This is a genomic window from Blastococcus sp. TF02A-26, from assembly GCF_003319125.1.
Lineage (GTDB): Bacteria > Actinomycetota > Actinomycetes > Mycobacteriales > Geodermatophilaceae > Trujillonella.
In genome coordinates this window covers 38,069-54,600 of sequence record NZ_QOHG01000027.1, presented here as the reverse complement: position 1 = coordinate 54,600, position 16,532 = coordinate 38,069, and the positions used below count along the sequence as shown (strand labels likewise).

The window sequence follows — 16,532 nt, the reverse complement described above, 5'->3', positions numbered from 1 at the left end:
ACGAGGGACCTCCTGTGGTCGGAGTGGGTGCTTGGCGGCTCCCACAGCCAACCCGGAGGTCCCTCCTCACTTCAAGATCACCCTCGGCCAGAGGCCGTGCACCAACCTGTCCGATCAGTACAGCTAGATGTTGGCGCCGTCGGCCGGCGGGTCGTCGGGCAGCGGTGCGGCGAAGCCGCTGCCTCCGGCATCGGGCACGGTCGCGCCGACCGTGTACGACGTCATCGACAGCGACCCGTAGGAGTACCCGTCGACCAGGACGTCGGCGGTCTCCCCGCTCGCGCCGGCCAGGGCCGCCACGTAGAGCAGCGGCAGGAAGTGGTCCGGCGTGGGGACGGCGAGGTCGAAGTCCCGGTGCCCGTCGAGCCGGCCGACACCGCCGGGGTCGGTGAGCATCAGCTCCCGAGCCGCGTCGTCGAAGCGGCGCGCCCAGTCGAAGCCCGCGTCCGGCAGCGCCCGGCTCACCCCGCCGAGGTCGTGCACCACGTTGCCGCTGCCGAGCACCAGCACGCCGTCCTCGCGCAGCGGCGCCAGGGCGGCCCCGAGCTGCAGGTGGTAGTCGGCGGGCTTGAGCGCGTTGATCGACAGCTGCACGACCGGGACGTCGGCCTCGGGGAAGACGTGCCGCAGCACCGACCAGGCGCCGTGGTCGATGCCCCAGCTGTCCAGGTCGGCCCCCACCCAGGTCGGCCGGACGACGTCGGCGACCTGGTCGACCAGCTCGGGCAGGCCGGGGGCGGGGTACTCGACCTGGAACAGCTCCCGTGGGAAGCCGAACAAGTCGTGGATGGTCCGTGGCTGCGCCATCGCGGTGACGGCGGTGGCGTGCACGTACCAGTGCGCGGAGACCACCAGCACCGCCCGGGGACGCGGCACCGACCGGCCGAACGCCCGCCAGGCCTCGGTGTACCGGTTGCGCTCCAGGGCGTTCATCGGGTTGCCGTGCCCGATGAAGGCGGCGGGCATCCTGGTCATGGCAGCTCCCCCTCGCTCCCTCTCCTGTCGTCCCCGGGGCCCCTACCCCGCGCGTGCGGCCGCGCCACCCGCGTTCGACGTGGCGGGCACCCGGCGCAGCGCCGGGGAGAGCCCGCGGGCGCCCGGCCCCTGGGCCGCCACGCGGTCGCCCGGGTTGGACAGCACGCACGTGGACAACGACAGGCAGCCGCAGCCGATGCAGGCCGACAGCCCGTCGCGCAGCTGGACGAGGGCGGCGATCTGCTCGTCCAGCCGTGCCCGCCACCCCGCCGACAGGCGCGCCCAGTCCCGGGCCGTGGGGGTCCGGCCCTCCGGGAGGGTGCCGAGGGCCGCGCGGATCTCCGGGAGCGTGAGGCCCACGTTCTGGGCCGCCCGGATGAAGGCCAGGCGGCGCAGCACCGAGCGGGGGAAGCGTCGCGCTCCGCCGGGCGTCCGCTCGCAGGAGACCAGACCCTCGGCCTCGTAGTAGCGCAGCGCCGACACCGCGACCCCTGACCGCGCGGCGACCTCACCGATCGTCATGAGCTCCACGGCCGACATCCTCTTGACCTCGAGTGGACTTGAGGCAAGACGGTACGCGGCATGGAGATCCGCACCGCCCTCGTCACCGGCGCCTCCCGCGGCCTGGGACGGGCCCTGGCCGCCGTGCTGAACGCCCGTGCCTAGCACCTCGTCCTCGACGGCCGGGACCCCGACCGGCTCGCCGCCGCGGTCGCCGCCCTGCCGCACCCGGACCGGGTGACGGCCGTCGCCGGCGACGTGGCCGACCCCGCCCACCGGGCGGCCCTCGCAGCCGCCGTCCCGGACCGGCTCGACGCGCTGGTCCTCAACGCCTCCGACCTCGGGCCCACCCCGCTCCCCCGCCTCGCCGACCTCCCGCCCGCCGCCCTGGAGCGGGTGCTCGCGGTCAACACCGTGGCGCCGCTGGCGCTTGTGCAGGCGGTCCTGCCGGCCCTGCGCGACGCCGGCGGCCGGGTCCTGGCCGTGAGCAGCGACGCCGCGGTGGCGGCGTACCCCGGCTGGGGCGGCTACGGGGCGAGCAAGGCCGCGCTGGAGCGGCTGTCCGCCGTCCTGGCCGTCGAGGAGCCGGAGCTGCGCGTGCACGCCGTCGACCCCGGTGACATGGACACCGCGATGCACCGCGCCGCGGTGCCGGAGGAGACCGGGCTCCCCGCTCCGGAGACCGTGGTCCCCGCGCTGCTGCGCCTGCTCGAGGAGGATCTGCCCGCCGGCCGGTACCGCGCCGCCGGGCTGCTGGCGGTGGCCCGGTGACCGCCACGTTCGCCGTCCCGCCCGGCAGCGAGGCGACCGCGCCCCCGGAGCGCCGCGGCCTGACCCGGGACGGCGTCCGGCTGATGACCGTGCGCCCCGACGGGGTCACGCACTCGACCTTCCGGGACCTGCCCGACCTGCTGACCCCCGGCGACCTGCTCGTGGTCAACACCTCGGCGACGCTGCCGGCCCGCCTCGACGTGCGCCGCCGCGACGGCGTCCTCGTGCCGCTGCACGTCTCGACCACGCTGGACGACGGCGACTGGGTGGTGGAGCTGCGGCGGCCGGACAACGACGGTCCCGACCTCGGCGCGGAGCCGGGGTGCACCGTGCAGCTGCCGGACGGGCGCGCGCTGCGGCTGGTCTCCGGCCACCCGCACCCCGGCCGGGGCTCGCGGTTGTGGCGGGCGCGGGCGGAGCCGCCGGTGCCGGCCCGGACGGTCCTCGCGCTGCACGGCCGGCCGATCACCTACGGGTACCTGCGTGGCCCCGTACGGCTCGCCGACGCGCAGAACGTCTACGCGACCCATCCGGGCAGCGCCGAGAACGCCAGCGCGGGCCGGCCGTTCACCGACCGGCTGCTGGTCCGGCTGATGGCCCGCGGCGTGCCGGTCGTGCCCGTCGTCCTCCACGCCGGGGTGTCGAGCCCGGAGCTGCACGAGCCCCCGGCGCCGGAGCGGTTCGCCGTCCCGGAGGTGACCGCGCGACTGGTGACGGCCACGCGGGCCGGCGGCGGGCGGGTGGTCGCCGTCGGCACCACCGTGACCCGGGCGCTGGAGTCGGCGACCGGCGGGGACGGCGTGACCCGGCCGGTGGTCGGCTGGACCGGCCTCGTGCTCGGCCCCGAGCGGCCGGCGCGCGCGGTGACCGGCCTGGTCACCGGGCTGCACGCACCCGAGGCGTCGCACCTGCGGCTGCTCGAGGCCGTCGCCGGGCCGGAGCTCGTCGCGCGCGGCTACGAGGAGGCCGTGGCCGAGCACTACCTCTGGCACGAGTACGGCGACTCGATGCTCCTCCTGCCGTGAGTGGAGTCGCTCGAGTGCGGAAAGCGCACTCGAGCGACTCCGCTCAGGCGATTCTCTCGGCGGTGTCCTCGAGGAGCACCTGGCGCTCGAACGGCGTCCGCCGGGGGCAGGAGGTGCAGGTCGCCTCACCGAGCAGCCGGTACAGCAGGCAGCACGACGCCCGGCGGGTGAAGCGCACCGACCGCGGGCCGACGTCGACGTAGCGCGGCGCCGGCAGCGGCGCCCCGACCGCCGCGGCGACCGGGCCGGCCAGCGCGGTCACCGCGGCGACGTCCCCGAGGGCGCGGCCCAGCGCCAGCAGCCGGTTCGCGATCGAGTCGGTGGCGATCGCCCACAGCGGCGCCGGTCGCACCCCGCCCGCCTCGGCGACGGCGTCGACGACGGCGCCCAGCGTCTCCCGGAGCTCCGCGGCCGGGTCGGTCCAGGGTGCGGCCGACACCGCGGCGACCGGGGTGCCGCCGGCCAGCAGGGTCACCGACAGGTCGGGCAGCCGCGCCGACAGGGGCACGCCGGCGGCCAAGCCGGCCAGCGGCGGCGTCACGAGGACGGCCGACAGCGAGTACCACCACACCGTCGCCAGCACCCGGCGGTCGTCGCTGCGGTGCCGCCGGCCGAGCTCGGCGACCCGCTCCGCCGTCCACGCCGGGTCGGCGACCAGCGGTCCGGGCACGACCGTCCCGAGAGGCGGCGGGACCAGCCCGAGGGCACCGGCGCCCGGCACCCGCGCGGCCACCGCCGCCTGCCCGCCGTCCGTCACCGGCCCAGTCTGACCGGCACCGCTGCAACGGGTTGCAGCAGCGTCGCAGCGGAGGGCCGGGAGCCATACGGTGTGCTCCAGAGCACTGGTCCGCGCAGCAGGGAGGGATCGATGACCGAGTCGACCGAGGTGGAGGGGCGCCGCTTCCCGGTCCCCGCGCAGCTGGCCGCCCAGGCCAACGTGGGGCCGGACGTGTACGCCGAGGCCGAGCGCGACCGGCTGGCCTTCTGGGCCACGCAGGCGCGTCGCCTGACCTGGACCCAGGAGTGGGACGAGGTGCTCGACTGGAGCAACCCGCCCTTCGCCAAGTGGTTCGTCGGCGGCAGGCTCAACGTGGCCTACAACTGCGTCGACCGGCACGTCGAGGACGGGCACGGCGACCAGGTCGCCTACCACTGGGAGGGCGAGCCGGGCGACACCCGCACGATCACCTACGCCCAGCTGCAGGACGAGGTCTGCCGGGCGGCGAACGCGCTGCTCGAGCTCGGGGTGACCGCCGGCGACCGGGTCGCCATCTACATGCCGATGATCCCCGAGACGATCATCGCGATGCTGGCCTGCGCCCGCATCGGCGCCGTCCACATGGTGGTCTTCGGCGGCTTCTCCGCCGACGCGCTGGCCAGCCGGCTCGACGACGCCGGCGCCGTCCTCGTCATCACCGCCGACGGCGGCTACCGCCGGGGCGCGCCCAGCGCGCTGAAGCCGGCCGTGGACGACGCGGTGGGCCGCAGCCCCGGCGTCCGCAACGTCCTGGTCGTGAAGCGCACCGGTGAGGACGTCGAGTGGACCGAGGGCCGCGACCTCTGGTGGGACGACGTCGTCGCCCGGCAGTCGACCGAGCACGAGCCGGAGTCCTTCGACGCCGAGCACCCGCTCTACATCATGTACACCTCGGGGACGACGGCGAAGCCCAAGGGGATCCTGCACACCAGCGGCGGCTACCTCACCCAGGTCGCCTACACGCACTGGGCGACCTTCGACCTCAAGGCCGACGACGACGTCTACTGGACCGCGGCCGACGTCGGCTGGGTGACCGGCCACAGCTACATCGTCTACGGGCCGCTGGCCAACCGCGCCACGAGCGTCATGTACGAGGGGACGCCGGAGACGCCGCACCGCGGCCGCTGGTTCGAGATCATCCAGAAGTACGGCGTGACGATCCTGTACACCGCGCCCACCGTGATCCGGACCTTCATGAAGTGGGGCGAGGACATCCCCGCCGGCTTCGACCTCTCCAGCCTGCGGCTGCTCGGCTCGGTCGGTGAGCCGATCAACCCCGAGGCCTGGCTCTGGTACCACGAGCACATCGGCGGCGGCCGCTGCCCGATCGTGGACACCTGGTGGCAGACCGAGACCGGCGGCCACATGATCACCCCGCTGCCGGGCGTCACCGAGCTCGTGCCGGGCTCCGCCCAGGTCCCCTTCCCCGGCATCTCGGCCAAGGTGGTCGACGACGAGGGCAACGAGCTGGCCGACGACTCCACCGGGCTGCTGGTGCTCACCGAGCCGTGGCCGTCGATGCTGCGCACGATCTGGGGCGACGACGACCGCTACGTCGACACCTACTGGTCGCGGTTCGGCACGAACGTCTACTTCGCCGGTGACGGCGCCAAGAAGGACGCCGACGGCAACATCTGGCTGCTGGGCCGCGTCGACGACGTCATGAACGTGTCCGGTCACCGCATCTCCACCACGGAGGTCGAGTCCTCGCTGGTCGGCCACCCCGCCGTCGCCGAGGCCGCGGTCGTCGGCGCGAGCGACCCGACCACCGGTCAGGGCATCGTCGCGTTCGTCATCCTCCGCGAGAGCGGCACCGACTCGGGGGAGGAGCTGGTGCAGACGCTGCGCAACCACGTCGGCCGCGACATCGGCCCGATCGCCAAGCCGCGCCAGATCATGGTCGTGCAGGAGCTGCCCAAGACGCGGTCGGGCAAGATCATGCGCCGCCTGCTGCGCGACGTGGCGGAGAACCGCGAGCTGGGCGACGTCACGACGCTGACCGACGCCACGGTCATGAACCTGATCAAGGAGAACCTCCCCGCGTCCTCCTCGGAGGACTGACGAAGGCCCCCCTGCCTCGGGCATGGGTACCGATACGTGCGTCCCGGAGGTCGAGGACGGCGGTATCGGTACCCATGCCCCGGGGGCACCGAGCGACTCCGTCCGGGGGACACCGGGACGCGCCGACGACGGGCATCCGGCACGATCACGGGGAGAGACCGTGGCGGCCACGTGGCCGCCGCCCGACCGAGGAGGAGCCACTCGTGGCCCACAGCGCATCCACGACCCCAGCCGGGGCCCGGCCCGCCGGCGCCGAGGAGCCCTCGGTCGGCACCCTGGTCCAGAGCGCGATGGCCGACGTCTCCACGCTGATCCGCAGCGAGATCGAGCTGGCCAAGGCCGAGGTCGGCAAGTCCGCGAAGAAGGCCGGCATCGGCGCCGGGGCGTTCGGCGCGGCGGCCGTCGTCGCCGGGTTCTCGTTCTTCTTCCTCTTCATCGCGATCGCGGAGGCGCTCACCGCGCTCGGCCTGCCGCGGTGGCTCTCCTACCTGATCGTGTGGGTGCTGCTGCTGGTCGTCGCGGGGATCGCCGCACTGCTCGGACGGCGCTTCATCAAGAAGATCGAGAAGCCCGAGCGGACGATGGAGTCGCTCAAGGAGCTGCCCGACGTCATGCACCGCGAGGCCCCGGGCCAGCGTCGCCGCGACCTGCCGACCATCGCGCCCGGCGGTCAGGTCACGCGCCGTGACCCCGACACCTACCTGGTCTGACGCCCGCCGGTGACGTCTCCGGCCGCCCAGCCGCCCGACGCCACCAGCGTCCTGCTCCCCGGCCCCTGGTCGCACCGGGGGCTGTCGGCCAACGGCGTGCAGCTGCACGTCGCCGAGGCCGGCGCGGGCCCGCTGGTGGTGCTCCTGCACGGCTTCCCGCAGTTCTGGTGGACCTGGCGGGCCCAGCTGCCCGCCCTGGCCGACGCCGGCCTGCACGCCGTCGCCCCGGACCTGCGCGGGTACGGCGCCAGCGACAAGCCCCCGCGCGGCTACGACCTGCCGACCGCAGCCGCCGACGTGGCCGCGCTGATCCGCGCCCTCGGGGAGCGGGACGCCGTCCTCGTCGGCCACGACTGGGGCGCGCTGGTCGCCTGGACGGTGGCCGCGCTGCACCCGCGCAGCGTCCGCCGGCTCGTCGTCCTCTCCATGCCGCACCCGCGGCGGCTGCGCGCGGGGATGGCCGACGCCGCCCAGCGCCGCGCCTTCAAGTACTTCCTCGGCGCGCAGCTGCCACGGCTGCCCGAGCGCCGGCTCACCCGCGCCGACGACGACCCGGTCGCCGACCTGATGCGCCGCTGGTCCGGCCCGGACTGGACGCACACCGCGGACTTCGCCGAGGCCGTCGACCGGTACCGCTCCGCCGCCCGGATCCCGCAGGCCGCCTACGGCTCGATGGAGTACTTCCGCTGGGCCGGCCGGTCCCAGCTGCGCCCCGACGGGCTGCGGTACGCCCGTCGCATGGCGGCACCGGTCACGGCCCCGACGCTGCAGCTGCACGGCGACCTCGACAGCTGCGTGCTGCCCACGACCGCGGCCGGCTCGGGGCGCTACGTCGCCGGCGCCTACGAGTTCCGCACCCTGCCCGGCATCGGCCACTTCCCGCAGGAGGAGGTCCCCGCCGAGGTCACCGAGGCCCTCGTCCGCTGGGCCCGCTGATCAGTCGCAGGGGCCGGTGTCGACCGACGAGGTGGCGGTTTGGCCGGTGGTCGCGGCCTCGGACACCTGGGGTGCGGTCAGGGCGTAGCCGGTGGTCGGGTCGGTGATGGCGGAGGCGAACACCACGCCGAGCACCTGCCCGTTGCCGTCGAAGAGCGGTCCGCCGGAGTTGCCGGCCCGGACCTCGCCGTAGAGGGCGTAGACGTCGCGGGTGACGGTCTGCTGGTCGCGGAAGTCCGGGCCGCTGATGTCCCCGCGGTCGCGCACCCGGGCCGGGCCGACGAACAGCCCGCCGCCGCCGGGGTAGCCCATGATGATCGCGTCGGCGCCGTAGTCGACCGGCTCGGCGGTGAACGCCAGCGGCACCTGCGGCAGGCCCGGCACGTAGAGCACGGCCACGTCGACCTCCGGGTCGACGAACACCGGCACCGCCTCGTACTCCTCGCCCTCGGCGGTGACGACCGGCTCGCTCACCCCGGCCAGCACGTGGGCGTTGGTCATGACGCGCTCCGGCGCGTAGACGAAGCCGGAGCCGTCGACCTGCCGGGAGCAGGAGGGCGCGACGCCGCGGATCTGCACGACCGAGCCCTGGACGCTGGCGACCACGGGGCTGTCCCGCAGCGCCGGGTCCGGCGCGGGGACGTCGCGGACCTCGGTCGGGGTCAGGGGGTCGAGGACGTCGGGCAGCCCGCGCCGCTCGATGGCCTCCCGCAGCTGGTCGTAGATGGACCGCACCCCGTCGGGGACGCTCGCGTCGACCGCGCGCACCAGCGCCGACTGCCGCACCTGGCTGGCGACCTCCGGGAACGGGGCCGTGGCCAGCGGGGTGGCCACCATCCACGCGACGAGGAGCACGGCCACCGCCGACAGCGCCGCGCCCGCGACGGAGTCGACGACCTTGGCCGGCTCCCACGTGACCCGGCTGCGCACCGCCCGCCCGATCGCCCCGGCGAGCAGCTGCCCGAGCAGCGCCCCGGCGAGGACGACGACCAGCGCGGCGAACACCCGGGCCACCGGTGAGGCGTCGACGCTGTCGGCCACCGCACCGGAGAGCTGGGCGCCGACGACCGCGCCGCCGAAGAACCCGAGGAACGACGCCGCCGACACCAGCAGGCCCTGCCGGAACCCGGAGAACGCGAAGGCCAGCGCGAGGAGGATGACGACGACGTCGACGACGGACACGGCCTCAGGTCACCCCGTGACCGTCATCGTGCCGACCTGCCCGAGCTGGAGGTGGAAGCTGCAGTCGAAGCCGTAGTCGCCGACCGTCGTGGCCTCGAACTCGATGGTGGCGCTCTCCCCCGGCTCCAGCAGCGGGATGTCCTCCTCGATCTCCGCCGGGCCCTGGCCGGGCGTGAAGCGGAAGTTGTGCACCATCTGCTCGGCGGTGCTGCGCACGGTCAGCCGCACCGGCCCGGGCGCCACCTCGAACGAGTCCGGGACGAAGACGTAGTCGTCCGGGGTCTCGATGGTGACCTCCTGGACGCCGTCGGGCCCCGTGGTCACCGTGCCGAGGGAGGGGTCGACCGGCGGCGCCGAGTCACCTCCGCCGCCGTCATCCCCACCGCAGCCGGCGAGCAGGAGAGCCGCGGCGGCGAGCGCAGCGGCCCGCACGCGGGTCGGACTTCCGTTCATCGCCCGGGAACCGTACGCGCCGCGGGGTCCTCCTGCCCGTGATCGGCGACCGTCGGCGCGGCGCTGTCCTCGGTGCCGTGCTCCCCGACCGAGCCGGGGACCCGGTCGGGCCGCGCCTTGTCCAGGTCCAGCGGGCGGACGTCGGTGGTGTCCCACGGCCGCGCGAGACCGGCCGCCTCCAGCACCGCCTCGAGCACGCCGGCGGTGAAGCCCCAGACCTCCATGTCCGCGACGGCGAACGCCGGTCCGAGGAAGCCCACCGGGTGCTTGAGGCGGTACCGGTTGGCGGGGTCGACGAGCTCGGCCAGCGGGACGCGCGCGACCCGGGCGACCTCCTGCGGGTCGCCGACGACGACCTCCGTCGGCTTCTCCCACCACGCCACCACGGGGACGACGAGGTTGTCCGACGGGCCGAGGAAGAGCTCCGGCAGCGTGCCGAGCACCCGGACCCCGGCCGGGTCGACTCCGGCCTCCTCCTGCGCCTCCCGCAGCGCCGTCCCCACCGGGTAGTCGTCGCCGGGGTCGACGCCCCCGCCGGGGAACGCCGGCTGGCCGGCGTGGGTGCGCAGGTGCGCGGACTTCTCGATGAGCAGGACGTCGGGGCCGGACGGACCCTCGCCGAAGAGGATCAGGACGGCGGAGCGGCGCGCGGTCTCGGTCCGCTCCTGCATCCGGTGCCGCAGCGGCAGGTCCGCGGCCGACGCCATGAGCCGCTGGAGGAACTCCGGCAGGTCGTCGAGCTCGCTCACAGCTGCACCCCGAGGTGCTCGGCGACGAGCGCGGTGAGCTCGTCGAACGACTCGATCTCGCCCACCTCGACGTGCGCGATCCCGCCGTCGGCGTCGAGGAAGTAGGTGAAGGGCAGCGCGGCCCGGCCGAGCTGGGCCAGCAGCTCGCCGTCGCCGTCGAAGGCGGTGGCGAAGGTGACCCCCGCGTCCTCCGCGAACGACTCGGCCCGGGGGGCGGTGTCGCGGCTGATCAGGCCGACGACGTGCAGCCGGTCCCCGGCCCGGTCGGCGAGCTCCTGGACCACCGGCAGCTCCTCCCGGCAGGGCCCGCACCAGCTGCCCCAGAGGTTGACGACGGTCGGGGTGCCCGGCGCGCGGCCGAGGTCGAGGGTGCCGCCGCCGGGGCAGTCGAACGCGAGGTCGGGCAGCGTCTCCGCGCCCTCGGCCGGGCGGTCGGTCTGCTCGGGGCACGGGCCGAGGGCGGTGTCCGCGCTGAACCCGGAGGAGGGCTGCGTGGTCCCGCCGCCGTCGTCGTCGCCGTCCGACGTGCACCCGGTGAGGACGGCGACCAGGAGCAGTCCGGCCGCCGCCAGGGCGCGCCTCACTCGGTGTCCGAGGCGGCCGGGGACCTGACCAGCTTCGCGGCCACCTCGGGGTCGGTCGGGCCGACCCCGTAGGAGGGGCACCACCGGGCCAGCCCGCAGGCGCCGCACGCGGCCTTCTTGGCGTGGCAGACCCGCCGGCCGTGGAAGATCACGCGGTGGCTGAACATGGTCCACTCGCGCTTGGGGATCAGCTCGGCGACCTCGGTCTCGACCTTCACCGGGTCCTCCTCCGCCGTCCAGCCGAAGCGGCGCACCAGCCGGCCGAAGTGCGTGTCGACGGTCAGCCCGGGGACGTCGAAGGCGTTGCCGAGGACGACGTTGGCGGTCTTGCGGCCCACCCCGGGGAGCGTGACCAGGTCGGCCATCCGGCCGGGCACCTCGCCGTCGAACCGCTCGACCAGTGCCTGCGCCAGCCCGATGGCCGAGTTCGTCTTCGCCCGGAAGAAGCCGGTCGGCTTGAGGATCTCCTCGACCTCGGCCCGGTCGGCGCCGGCCAGCGCCACGGCGTCCGGGTACCGGGCGAACAGCCGCGGGGTCACCTTGTTGACCATCTTGTCGGTGGTCTGCGCCGACAGGACCGTGGCCACCAGCAGCTCGAAGGCGTTGGTGAAGTCGAGCTCGCAGTGCGCGTCGGGGTGGATGACGGCGAGCTCGCGGGCCATCCGCCGGGCGCGCCGGGTGCGGGCCAGCGGCGTCTCGTCCGGGTCGAACGGCTGGCCTCCGCGGGCGGCGGCGCCACGAGCCGGCGCGGAACGGGGTGGGACGGGACGCGCGTAGGCCGGCGTGGACACGCGATCGAGGGTAGGCGGCGGTACCGACGGGTCGGACGTGAGATCATCGGGGCCGGCACCGCCCCGGGCATGGACGCCCGCCACGGGGGTAACCGGGACCGCGCTGGTGCGCTCCGCACCGCCGTTCCCGCCGACCGGAGGAGGAGGTACCGGTGGTCGCCCTCGTCGTCATCCTGTTCCCGCCGCTCCTGATCGCCTTCCTGCTGGTGATGGAGCGCGTGGAGGAGCCGCTGCGCCGGCCGACCAGCAAGCGCGAGGTCGCCGAGTTCGTCGACACGGCGTCGGCCGGGGAGGTCGAGACCCTCACCAACTCCGGCGTCCGGCGTGCCATGGGGCGCTGGCGGCAGCGTCGCCGCGTGAAGCGCGCCACTCCGCCACTCGTCTGAGGAACCCGTTCCTCCCCCCATCGGGGTGTCGCAGCTCCCACCGATCGGGTGACCACGGGCACACGCCCCCTAGACTCGACCCGAGATCGGCGGCTCCTGGGCATCTACGGCCCGTCGTCGATGCGGAACACCGTGTGTGCCGAGGGATCGGTCGAGAGGACGCGTAGTGGACGAGGTGCTGGCCCAGTCCGGGCTCTTCCAGGGGTTGTCGGAGGAGGCCGTGACGCCGGTCGCCAGCCGGCTGGAGACGATCACCCTGCCGCGTGGCCGGGTCGTCTTCAACGAGGGCGAGCCCGGTGACAGCCTGTACATCGTCCTCACGGGCAAGATCAAGCTGTCCCGCCGCTCCCCCGACGGGCGCGAGAACGTGCTCGCCGTGATGGGCCCGTCGGACCAGTTCGGCGAGCTGTCGGTCTTCGACCCCGGCCCCCGGACGGCGACCGCCACCGCGGTCACCGACGTGAAGCTGGCCCGGATGCCGCAGGCCGTGCTGCGCCCGTGGATCGAGAGCCACCCGGAGATCGGCGAGAAGCTGCTCCAGGTCCTGGCCCGCCGGCTGCGCCGCACCAACGACTCCGTCGCCGACCTGATCTTCACCGACGTCCCCGGCCGCGTGGCCAAGGCGCTGCTGCAGATGGCCGACCGGTTCGGCAGCCGGGAGAGCGACGGCCTGCGCGTGAAGCACGACCTCACGCAGGAGGAGCTGGCCCAGCTGGTCGGCGCCTCCCGCGAGACGGTGAACAAGGCGCTGGCCGACTTCGTGCACCGCGGCTGGATCCAGCTGCAGGGCAAGTCCGTCGTCGTCCTCGACGAGGACCGGCTCCGCCGCCGCGCCCGCTGACCTCTGTACGCCAGTGGCCCAGAACCCCTCGGGTTCTGGGCCACTCGTGTTCAGCGGTCGGGGATCAGGACGGGAGCGGGACCACGAGCCTCAACCGGGTGCCGTCGGGGAGGACGGCCCAGCGGCTGTCGGCGTCCTTCTCGAACCGCGGCGTGATGGGGTGGATCGGCTCCGGCGGCGTGTGCGCGAGCACGTCGGCCACGTCGGTGTAGCGGCCGAGCTGCCCGAGGGTGTGCAGGGTCGGCGGCAGCATCGGTCGCACCCCGGACGAGGCCTCGGCCAGCGCGGCGGCGGGGGTCATCCAGCCGGCCTGGTCGGCCTCGCCGGAGACGTGCCGTGCCTCCTGCCCGACGGGGACGGCGGCGGCGAAGAACCGGGTGTCGTAGCGCCGCGGCTCGGACTCCGGCGCGATCCAGTGCGCGAAGGGCCGCAGCAGGTCCGAGCGCAGCTCCAGCCCGCGGGCGGTGAGCATCTCGGCGAGGGAGAGATCGCGGCGCAGCAGGGCCTGCCGAGCCGCCTCCCAGTCGTCCCCGGTGACGTCCGGGACGACGGACTCGCCGCCGACCGGGCCGGCGAGCAGCACCCCGGACTCCTCGAACGTCTCGCGGACGGCGGCGCAGACGAGCTCCCGGGCGACCCGCTCGTCGCAGCCGAAGGCGGCACCCCACTCCGACGGCGGGGGGCCGGCCCAGGCGACGGTGACGTCGCCGTCCCGGGGGTCGACGCCGCCCCCGGGGTAGGCGGTCATCCCGCCGGCGAACGGCATCCCCCGGGTCCGCCGGAGCAGGTAGACCTCGAGCCCCGCCGCGCCGTCGCGGACGAGCAGGACGGTGGCGGCCGGCTTCGGCGTCGCCGGAACGGTCACCGCAGCTCGACCATCAGCTCGACCTCGACCGGCGCCCCGAGGGGCAGCTCGGCGACGCCGACCGCGCTGCGGGCGTGCTGCCCGGCCTCGCCGAACACCTTGCCGAGCAGCTCGCTGGCGCCGTTGACGACCCGCGGCTGGCCGGTGAAGCCCTCGGCGCTGGCCACGTAGCCCACGACCCGGACGACGCGCGCGATCGAGTCCAGCCCGACCAGCTCGTGGATGGCGGCCAGGGCGTTGAGGGCGCAGACCTTCGCGTCGTGCGCGGCGTCCTCGACGTCCACGGACCCGCCGACCTTGCCGGTGCGCCGCAGCCCGCCGTCCACGAACGGCAGCTGGCCGGAGGTGAAGACGAACTGCCCGGCGCGGACCGCCGGCACGTAGGACGCGACGGGCGCGGCCACCGGCGGGAGCCGGACGCCGAGCTCGGCCAGTCGCGCGGTCCAGCTCTGGGCCGAGGGTGCGCTCACGGTGCGGTCAGCTCGCCGGGCGCTTGAGGTAGGCGACGAGCTGGTCGGCACCGCCGGGCCCGGGGAGCACGGTGACCAGCTCCCAGCCGTCCACCCCCCAGGAGTCGAGGATCGCCTTGGTGTTGTGGATCAGCAGGGGGATGGTGGCGTACTCCCACCGCTGCCGGGCCGCTTCGCTCATGGGAGGCGACGCTAGCGCAGCCTGCGCGGGGCCGACCGCCTGCACGGGCCGGGACGGCGTCCTGCTCATAGGCTTCTGCTGGTGAGCACCCTCCCCTCCCCCGTGCGCTGCCACGTGGTCTCCGGCAAGGGCGGGACCGGGAAGACGACCGTGGCCGCCGCGCTGGCCCTCGCCCTCGCCGCCGACGGCGGCCAGGTGCTGCTGGTCGAGACCGAGGGCCGCCAGGGCATCGCCCAGCTGTTCGACACCCCGCCTCTGCCCTACGAGGAGCGGCGGGTGGCCGTGGCCCGCGGCGGCGGCGAGGTCAAGGCGCTCGCGATCGACGTCGAGGAGGCGCTCCTCGAGTACCTGGAGATGTTCTACAACCTCCGGCGGGCCGGCCGGGCGCTGCGGAAGATGGGCGCGATCGACTTCGCCACCACCATCGCGCCGGGCCTGCGGGACGTGCTGCTCACCGGCAAGATCAAGGAGGCGGTGACCCGCCGCAAGGACGGCCGGCTCGTCTACGACGCCGTCGTCGTCGACGCCCCGCCGACCGGCCGGATCACCCGGTTCCTCGGGGTCACCGGCGAGATGGCCGGCCTGGCCCGCTCGGGACCGATCAAGACCCAGAGCGACGGCGTCATGGCCGTGCTGAAGTCCCCGCAGACCGCCGTGCACCTGGTGACCCTGCTGGAGGACATGCCGGTGCAGGAGACCGCCGACGCCATCGCCGACCTCACCGCCACCGGGCTGCCGGTCGGCTCGGTGGTCGTGAACATGGCCACCGAGCCGGTGCTGCCCGTCGACGCCCTCCCCGCCGCCGCGGCCGGCCGGCTCACCGGCGCCGACCTCGCCCCCGCGCTGGCCGCCGCGCACCTGCCCGGCGGCGACGCCCTCGCCGACGCGCTGGCCGCGGAGGCCGTGGAGCACGCCCGCCGGTTCGCCGCCCAGGACGCGCTGCGCGGTCAGGTGGCGGCGCTCGTCCGGCCCACGGTGGAGCTGCCGATGCTGACCGGGCCGATCGACCTGTCCTGCCTGTACGAGCTCGCCGAACGGCTCGAGGAGCACCTCACCGCAGGAGTCGCCGCGTGAGCGCACCGACCCGGGCCGCCCTGCCGATGGACCTGCAGGCGCTGATCGAGGACCGGGACACCCGGATCCTGGTGTGCTGCGGCGCCGGCGGCGTGGGGAAGACGACGACGTCGGCGGCGCTCGCCCTGGCCGCCGCGGAGGCCGGTCGCACCGTCGTCGTCCTCACCATCGACCCGGCCCGGCGGCTGGCCCAGTCCCTCGGCCTGGAGGAGCTGGACAACGAGCCGCGGCAGGTCGAGGTCCCCGGGGCCGAGGGCGAGCTGCACGCGATGATGCTGGACATGAAGCGGACGTTCGACGACGTCGTGTCCGCGCACTCGACGCCCGAGCGGGCCGAGCAGATCCTGGCCAACCCCTTCTACCAGTCACTGTCGTCGTCCTTCGCCGGGACGCAGGAGTACATGGCGATGGAGAAGCTCGGCCAGCTGCGGGCCACCGACCGCTGGGACCTCATCGTCGTCGACACCCCGCCGTCGCGGTCGGCGCTGGACTTCCTCGACGCCCCGAACCGGATGGGCCGGTTCCTCGACGGCACGATGATCCGGCTGCTCACCGCCCCGGCACGGGCGGGCGGCCGGGCGGGGATCCGGATCGTCGGCGCGGGCTTCATGGTGTTCAGCCGGATCATCAGCAAGATCCTCGGCGGACAGCTGCTGCGGGACATCTCCGCGTTCGTCTCCGCGCTGGACACGATGTTCGGCGGCTTCCGCGAGCGGGCGACCGCGACCTACGAGCTGCTGCGCCGGCCGGGCACGTACTTCGTCGTCGTCGCCACGCCGGAGCCCGACGCGCTGCGCGAGGCCTCCTACTTCGTCGACCGGCTCTCGGCCGAGGGCATGCCGCTGGCCGGCCTGGTGCTCAACCGCACGCACCCGCCGGCGAGCACCGTGCTGAGCGCCACCCGCGCCGAGGCCGCGGCCGAGGAGGTCGCCGAGGGCGGTGGCCCGGGAGCCGAGCTGGCCGCCGGCGCACTGCGCGTGCACGCCGAGCGGATGCAGCTGGCGACCCGGGAGCAGCGGCTCGCCGACCGCTTCACCAGCGCCCACCCGGAGGTGGCCGTCCGGGCCGTTCCGGCCGCCGCCGGGGACGTGCACGACCTCGACGGGCTGCGGGTCATGGCCGCCGAGCTGACCGGTCCCGACGGCGACACGCCGACCGGTGTGCCGCGTACCCGGGTGCTCCCCGCGCGCCGCGCCTGATCCGTCCCGAGGCGGCGGCGC

The 16,532-nt window shown here is 74.9% G+C and carries 19 protein-coding genes and 1 pseudogene; 9 read left to right on the top strand and 11 right to left on the bottom strand.

From position 1 onward, the window contains the following. Positions 1–123: 123 nt before the first annotated feature. Complete coding sequence (gene ygiD / locus DQ240_RS21785) at positions 124–975, bottom strand: 4,5-DOPA dioxygenase extradiol (RefSeq protein ID WP_113841809.1); 852 nt, start codon at positions 973–975, stop codon at positions 124–126. Positions 976–1,017: 42 nt separating this feature from the next. Next, positions 1,018–1,497, bottom strand: a complete 480-nt coding sequence (gene soxR / locus DQ240_RS21780; protein WP_233498898.1) for a redox-sensitive transcriptional activator SoxR — start codon at positions 1,495–1,497, stop codon at positions 1,018–1,020. A gap of 168 nt (positions 1,498–1,665) precedes the next feature. Between soxR and DQ240_RS21775 the strand changes: the two are divergent. Both DQ240_RS21775 and DQ240_RS21770 read left to right on the top strand, forming a co-directional pair. Further along, a pseudogene (locus tag DQ240_RS21775) lies at positions 1,666–2,247 on the top strand (SDR family NAD(P)-dependent oxidoreductase); the annotation flags it as partial. Then, the gene (locus DQ240_RS21770; protein ID WP_113841807.1) at positions 2,244–3,272 is read left to right on the top strand and encodes an S-adenosylmethionine:tRNA ribosyltransferase-isomerase; all 1,029 of its coding nucleotides are present in this window, start codon (positions 2,244–2,246) and stop codon (positions 3,270–3,272) included. The pseudogene DQ240_RS21775 and the gene DQ240_RS21770, both read left to right, overlap by 4 nt. Positions 3,273–3,315: 43 nt before the next feature. On the opposite strand, the gene DQ240_RS21765 is transcribed toward DQ240_RS21770, so the two are convergent. Further along, positions 3,316–4,029: a (2Fe-2S)-binding protein gene (locus DQ240_RS21765; RefSeq protein WP_113841806.1), complete on the bottom strand. Its 714-nt coding sequence runs from the start codon at positions 4,027–4,029 to the stop codon at positions 3,316–3,318. Between the two features lie 111 nt (positions 4,030–4,140). Here DQ240_RS21765 and acs point away from each other — a divergent pair, with 111 nt between their 5' ends. The 3 genes from acs to DQ240_RS21750 all read left to right on the top strand — a co-directional run bounded on the left by acs (position 4,141) and on the right by DQ240_RS21750 (position 7,736). Then, positions 4,141–6,090, top strand: coding sequence for an acetate--CoA ligase (gene acs, locus DQ240_RS21760; protein WP_113841805.1), 1,950 nt, complete (start codon positions 4,141–4,143; stop codon positions 6,088–6,090). 203 nt (positions 6,091–6,293) lie between these two features. Next, complete coding sequence (locus DQ240_RS21755) at positions 6,294–6,800, top strand: phage holin family protein (RefSeq protein WP_113841804.1); 507 nt, start codon at positions 6,294–6,296, stop codon at positions 6,798–6,800. Between the two features lie 9 nt (positions 6,801–6,809). After that, on the top strand, positions 6,810–7,736 hold the full coding sequence (locus tag DQ240_RS21750) for an alpha/beta fold hydrolase (protein ID WP_113841803.1): 927 nt from the start codon (positions 6,810–6,812) through the stop codon (positions 7,734–7,736). On the opposite strand, the gene DQ240_RS21745 is transcribed toward DQ240_RS21750, so the two are convergent. Genes DQ240_RS21745 through nth form a run of 5 tightly spaced genes read right to left on the bottom strand, consistent with a single transcriptional unit; the run spans position 7,737 to position 11,495 of the window. Then, entirely contained in the window at positions 7,737–8,918 is a 1,182-nt protein-coding gene (locus DQ240_RS21745; protein WP_113841802.1) for a MarP family serine protease, read from the bottom strand. Between the two features lie 9 nt (positions 8,919–8,927). Then, the gene (locus DQ240_RS21740) at positions 8,928–9,371 is read right to left on the bottom strand and encodes a plastocyanin/azurin family copper-binding protein (RefSeq protein WP_113841801.1); all 444 of its coding nucleotides are present in this window, start codon (positions 9,369–9,371) and stop codon (positions 8,928–8,930) included. After that, complete coding sequence (locus tag DQ240_RS21735) at positions 9,368–10,120, bottom strand: CoA pyrophosphatase (RefSeq protein ID WP_233498895.1); 753 nt, start codon at positions 10,118–10,120, stop codon at positions 9,368–9,370. Before DQ240_RS21735 ends, DQ240_RS21740 begins: the two co-directional genes overlap by 4 nt. Beyond that, positions 10,117–10,704 carry a TlpA disulfide reductase family protein gene (locus DQ240_RS21730; RefSeq protein ID WP_113841800.1) on the bottom strand — a complete coding sequence of 196 codons (588 nt, stop codon included), beginning with the start codon at positions 10,702–10,704 and terminating at the stop codon, positions 10,117–10,119. The genes DQ240_RS21735 and DQ240_RS21730 overlap by 4 nt, the downstream gene beginning before the upstream one ends. Then, positions 10,701–11,495, bottom strand: a complete 795-nt coding sequence (gene nth, locus DQ240_RS21725) for an endonuclease III (protein WP_113841799.1) — start codon at positions 11,493–11,495, stop codon at positions 10,701–10,703. The genes DQ240_RS21730 and nth overlap by 4 nt, the downstream gene beginning before the upstream one ends. Before the next feature lie 152 nt (positions 11,496–11,647). Between nth and DQ240_RS21720 the strand changes: the two genes are divergently transcribed. Then, positions 11,648–11,881 carry a hypothetical protein gene (locus DQ240_RS21720; RefSeq protein ID WP_113841798.1) on the top strand — a complete coding sequence of 78 codons (234 nt, stop codon included), beginning with the start codon at positions 11,648–11,650 and terminating at the stop codon, positions 11,879–11,881. Between the two features lie 166 nt (positions 11,882–12,047). Continuing rightward, positions 12,048–12,722: a Crp/Fnr family transcriptional regulator gene (locus DQ240_RS21715; RefSeq protein ID WP_113841797.1), complete on the top strand. Its 675-nt coding sequence runs from the start codon at positions 12,048–12,050 to the stop codon at positions 12,720–12,722. A gap of 64 nt (positions 12,723–12,786) precedes the next feature. Here DQ240_RS21715 and DQ240_RS21710 read toward each other — a convergent pair whose 3' ends face one another. Genes DQ240_RS21710 through DQ240_RS23770 form a run of 3 tightly spaced genes read right to left on the bottom strand, consistent with a single transcriptional unit; the run spans position 12,787 to position 14,238 of the window. Continuing rightward, positions 12,787–13,587: an NUDIX hydrolase gene (locus tag DQ240_RS21710; protein ID WP_113841796.1), complete on the bottom strand. Its 801-nt coding sequence runs from the start codon at positions 13,585–13,587 to the stop codon at positions 12,787–12,789. After that, positions 13,584–14,057, bottom strand: coding sequence for a RidA family protein (locus tag DQ240_RS21705; RefSeq protein WP_113841795.1), 474 nt, complete (start codon positions 14,055–14,057; stop codon positions 13,584–13,586). The genes DQ240_RS21710 and DQ240_RS21705 overlap by 4 nt, the downstream gene beginning before the upstream one ends. Positions 14,058–14,064: 7 nt before the next feature. Continuing rightward, on the bottom strand, positions 14,065–14,238 hold the full coding sequence (locus tag DQ240_RS23770) for a hypothetical protein (RefSeq protein ID WP_091948604.1): 174 nt from the start codon (positions 14,236–14,238) through the stop codon (positions 14,065–14,067). Between the two features lie 81 nt (positions 14,239–14,319). On the opposite strand from DQ240_RS23770, the gene DQ240_RS21700 reads away from it, so the two are divergent. Then, the gene (locus tag DQ240_RS21700) at positions 14,320–15,312 is read left to right on the top strand and encodes an ArsA-related P-loop ATPase (protein ID WP_113841794.1); all 993 of its coding nucleotides are present in this window, start codon (positions 14,320–14,322) and stop codon (positions 15,310–15,312) included. Then, positions 15,309–16,511: an ArsA family ATPase gene (locus DQ240_RS21695; RefSeq protein ID WP_233498894.1), complete on the top strand. Its 1,203-nt coding sequence runs from the start codon at positions 15,309–15,311 to the stop codon at positions 16,509–16,511. Before DQ240_RS21700 ends, DQ240_RS21695 begins: the two co-directional genes overlap by 4 nt. Positions 16,512–16,532 lie beyond the last annotated feature (21 nt).

What these genes read in the sequence shown, in the direction of transcription:
- ygiD (WP_113841809.1), bottom strand. Translation starts at nt 975, where the DNA reads ATGACCAGGATGCCCGCCGCCTTCATCGGGCACGGCAACCCGATGAAC.
- soxR (WP_233498898.1), bottom strand. Translation starts at nt 1,497, where the DNA reads ATGACGATCGGTGAGGTCGCCGCGCGGTCAGGGGTCGCGGTGTCGGCG.
- acs (WP_113841805.1), top strand. Translation starts at nt 4,141, where the DNA reads ATGACCGAGTCGACCGAGGTGGAGGGGCGCCGCTTCCCGGTCCCCGCG.
- DQ240_RS21740 (WP_113841801.1), bottom strand. Translation starts at nt 9,371, where the DNA reads ATGAACGGAAGTCCGACCCGCGTGCGGGCCGCTGCGCTCGCCGCCGCG.
- DQ240_RS23770 (WP_091948604.1), bottom strand. Translation starts at nt 14,238, where the DNA reads ATGAGCGAAGCGGCCCGGCAGCGGTGGGAGTACGCCACCATCCCCCTG.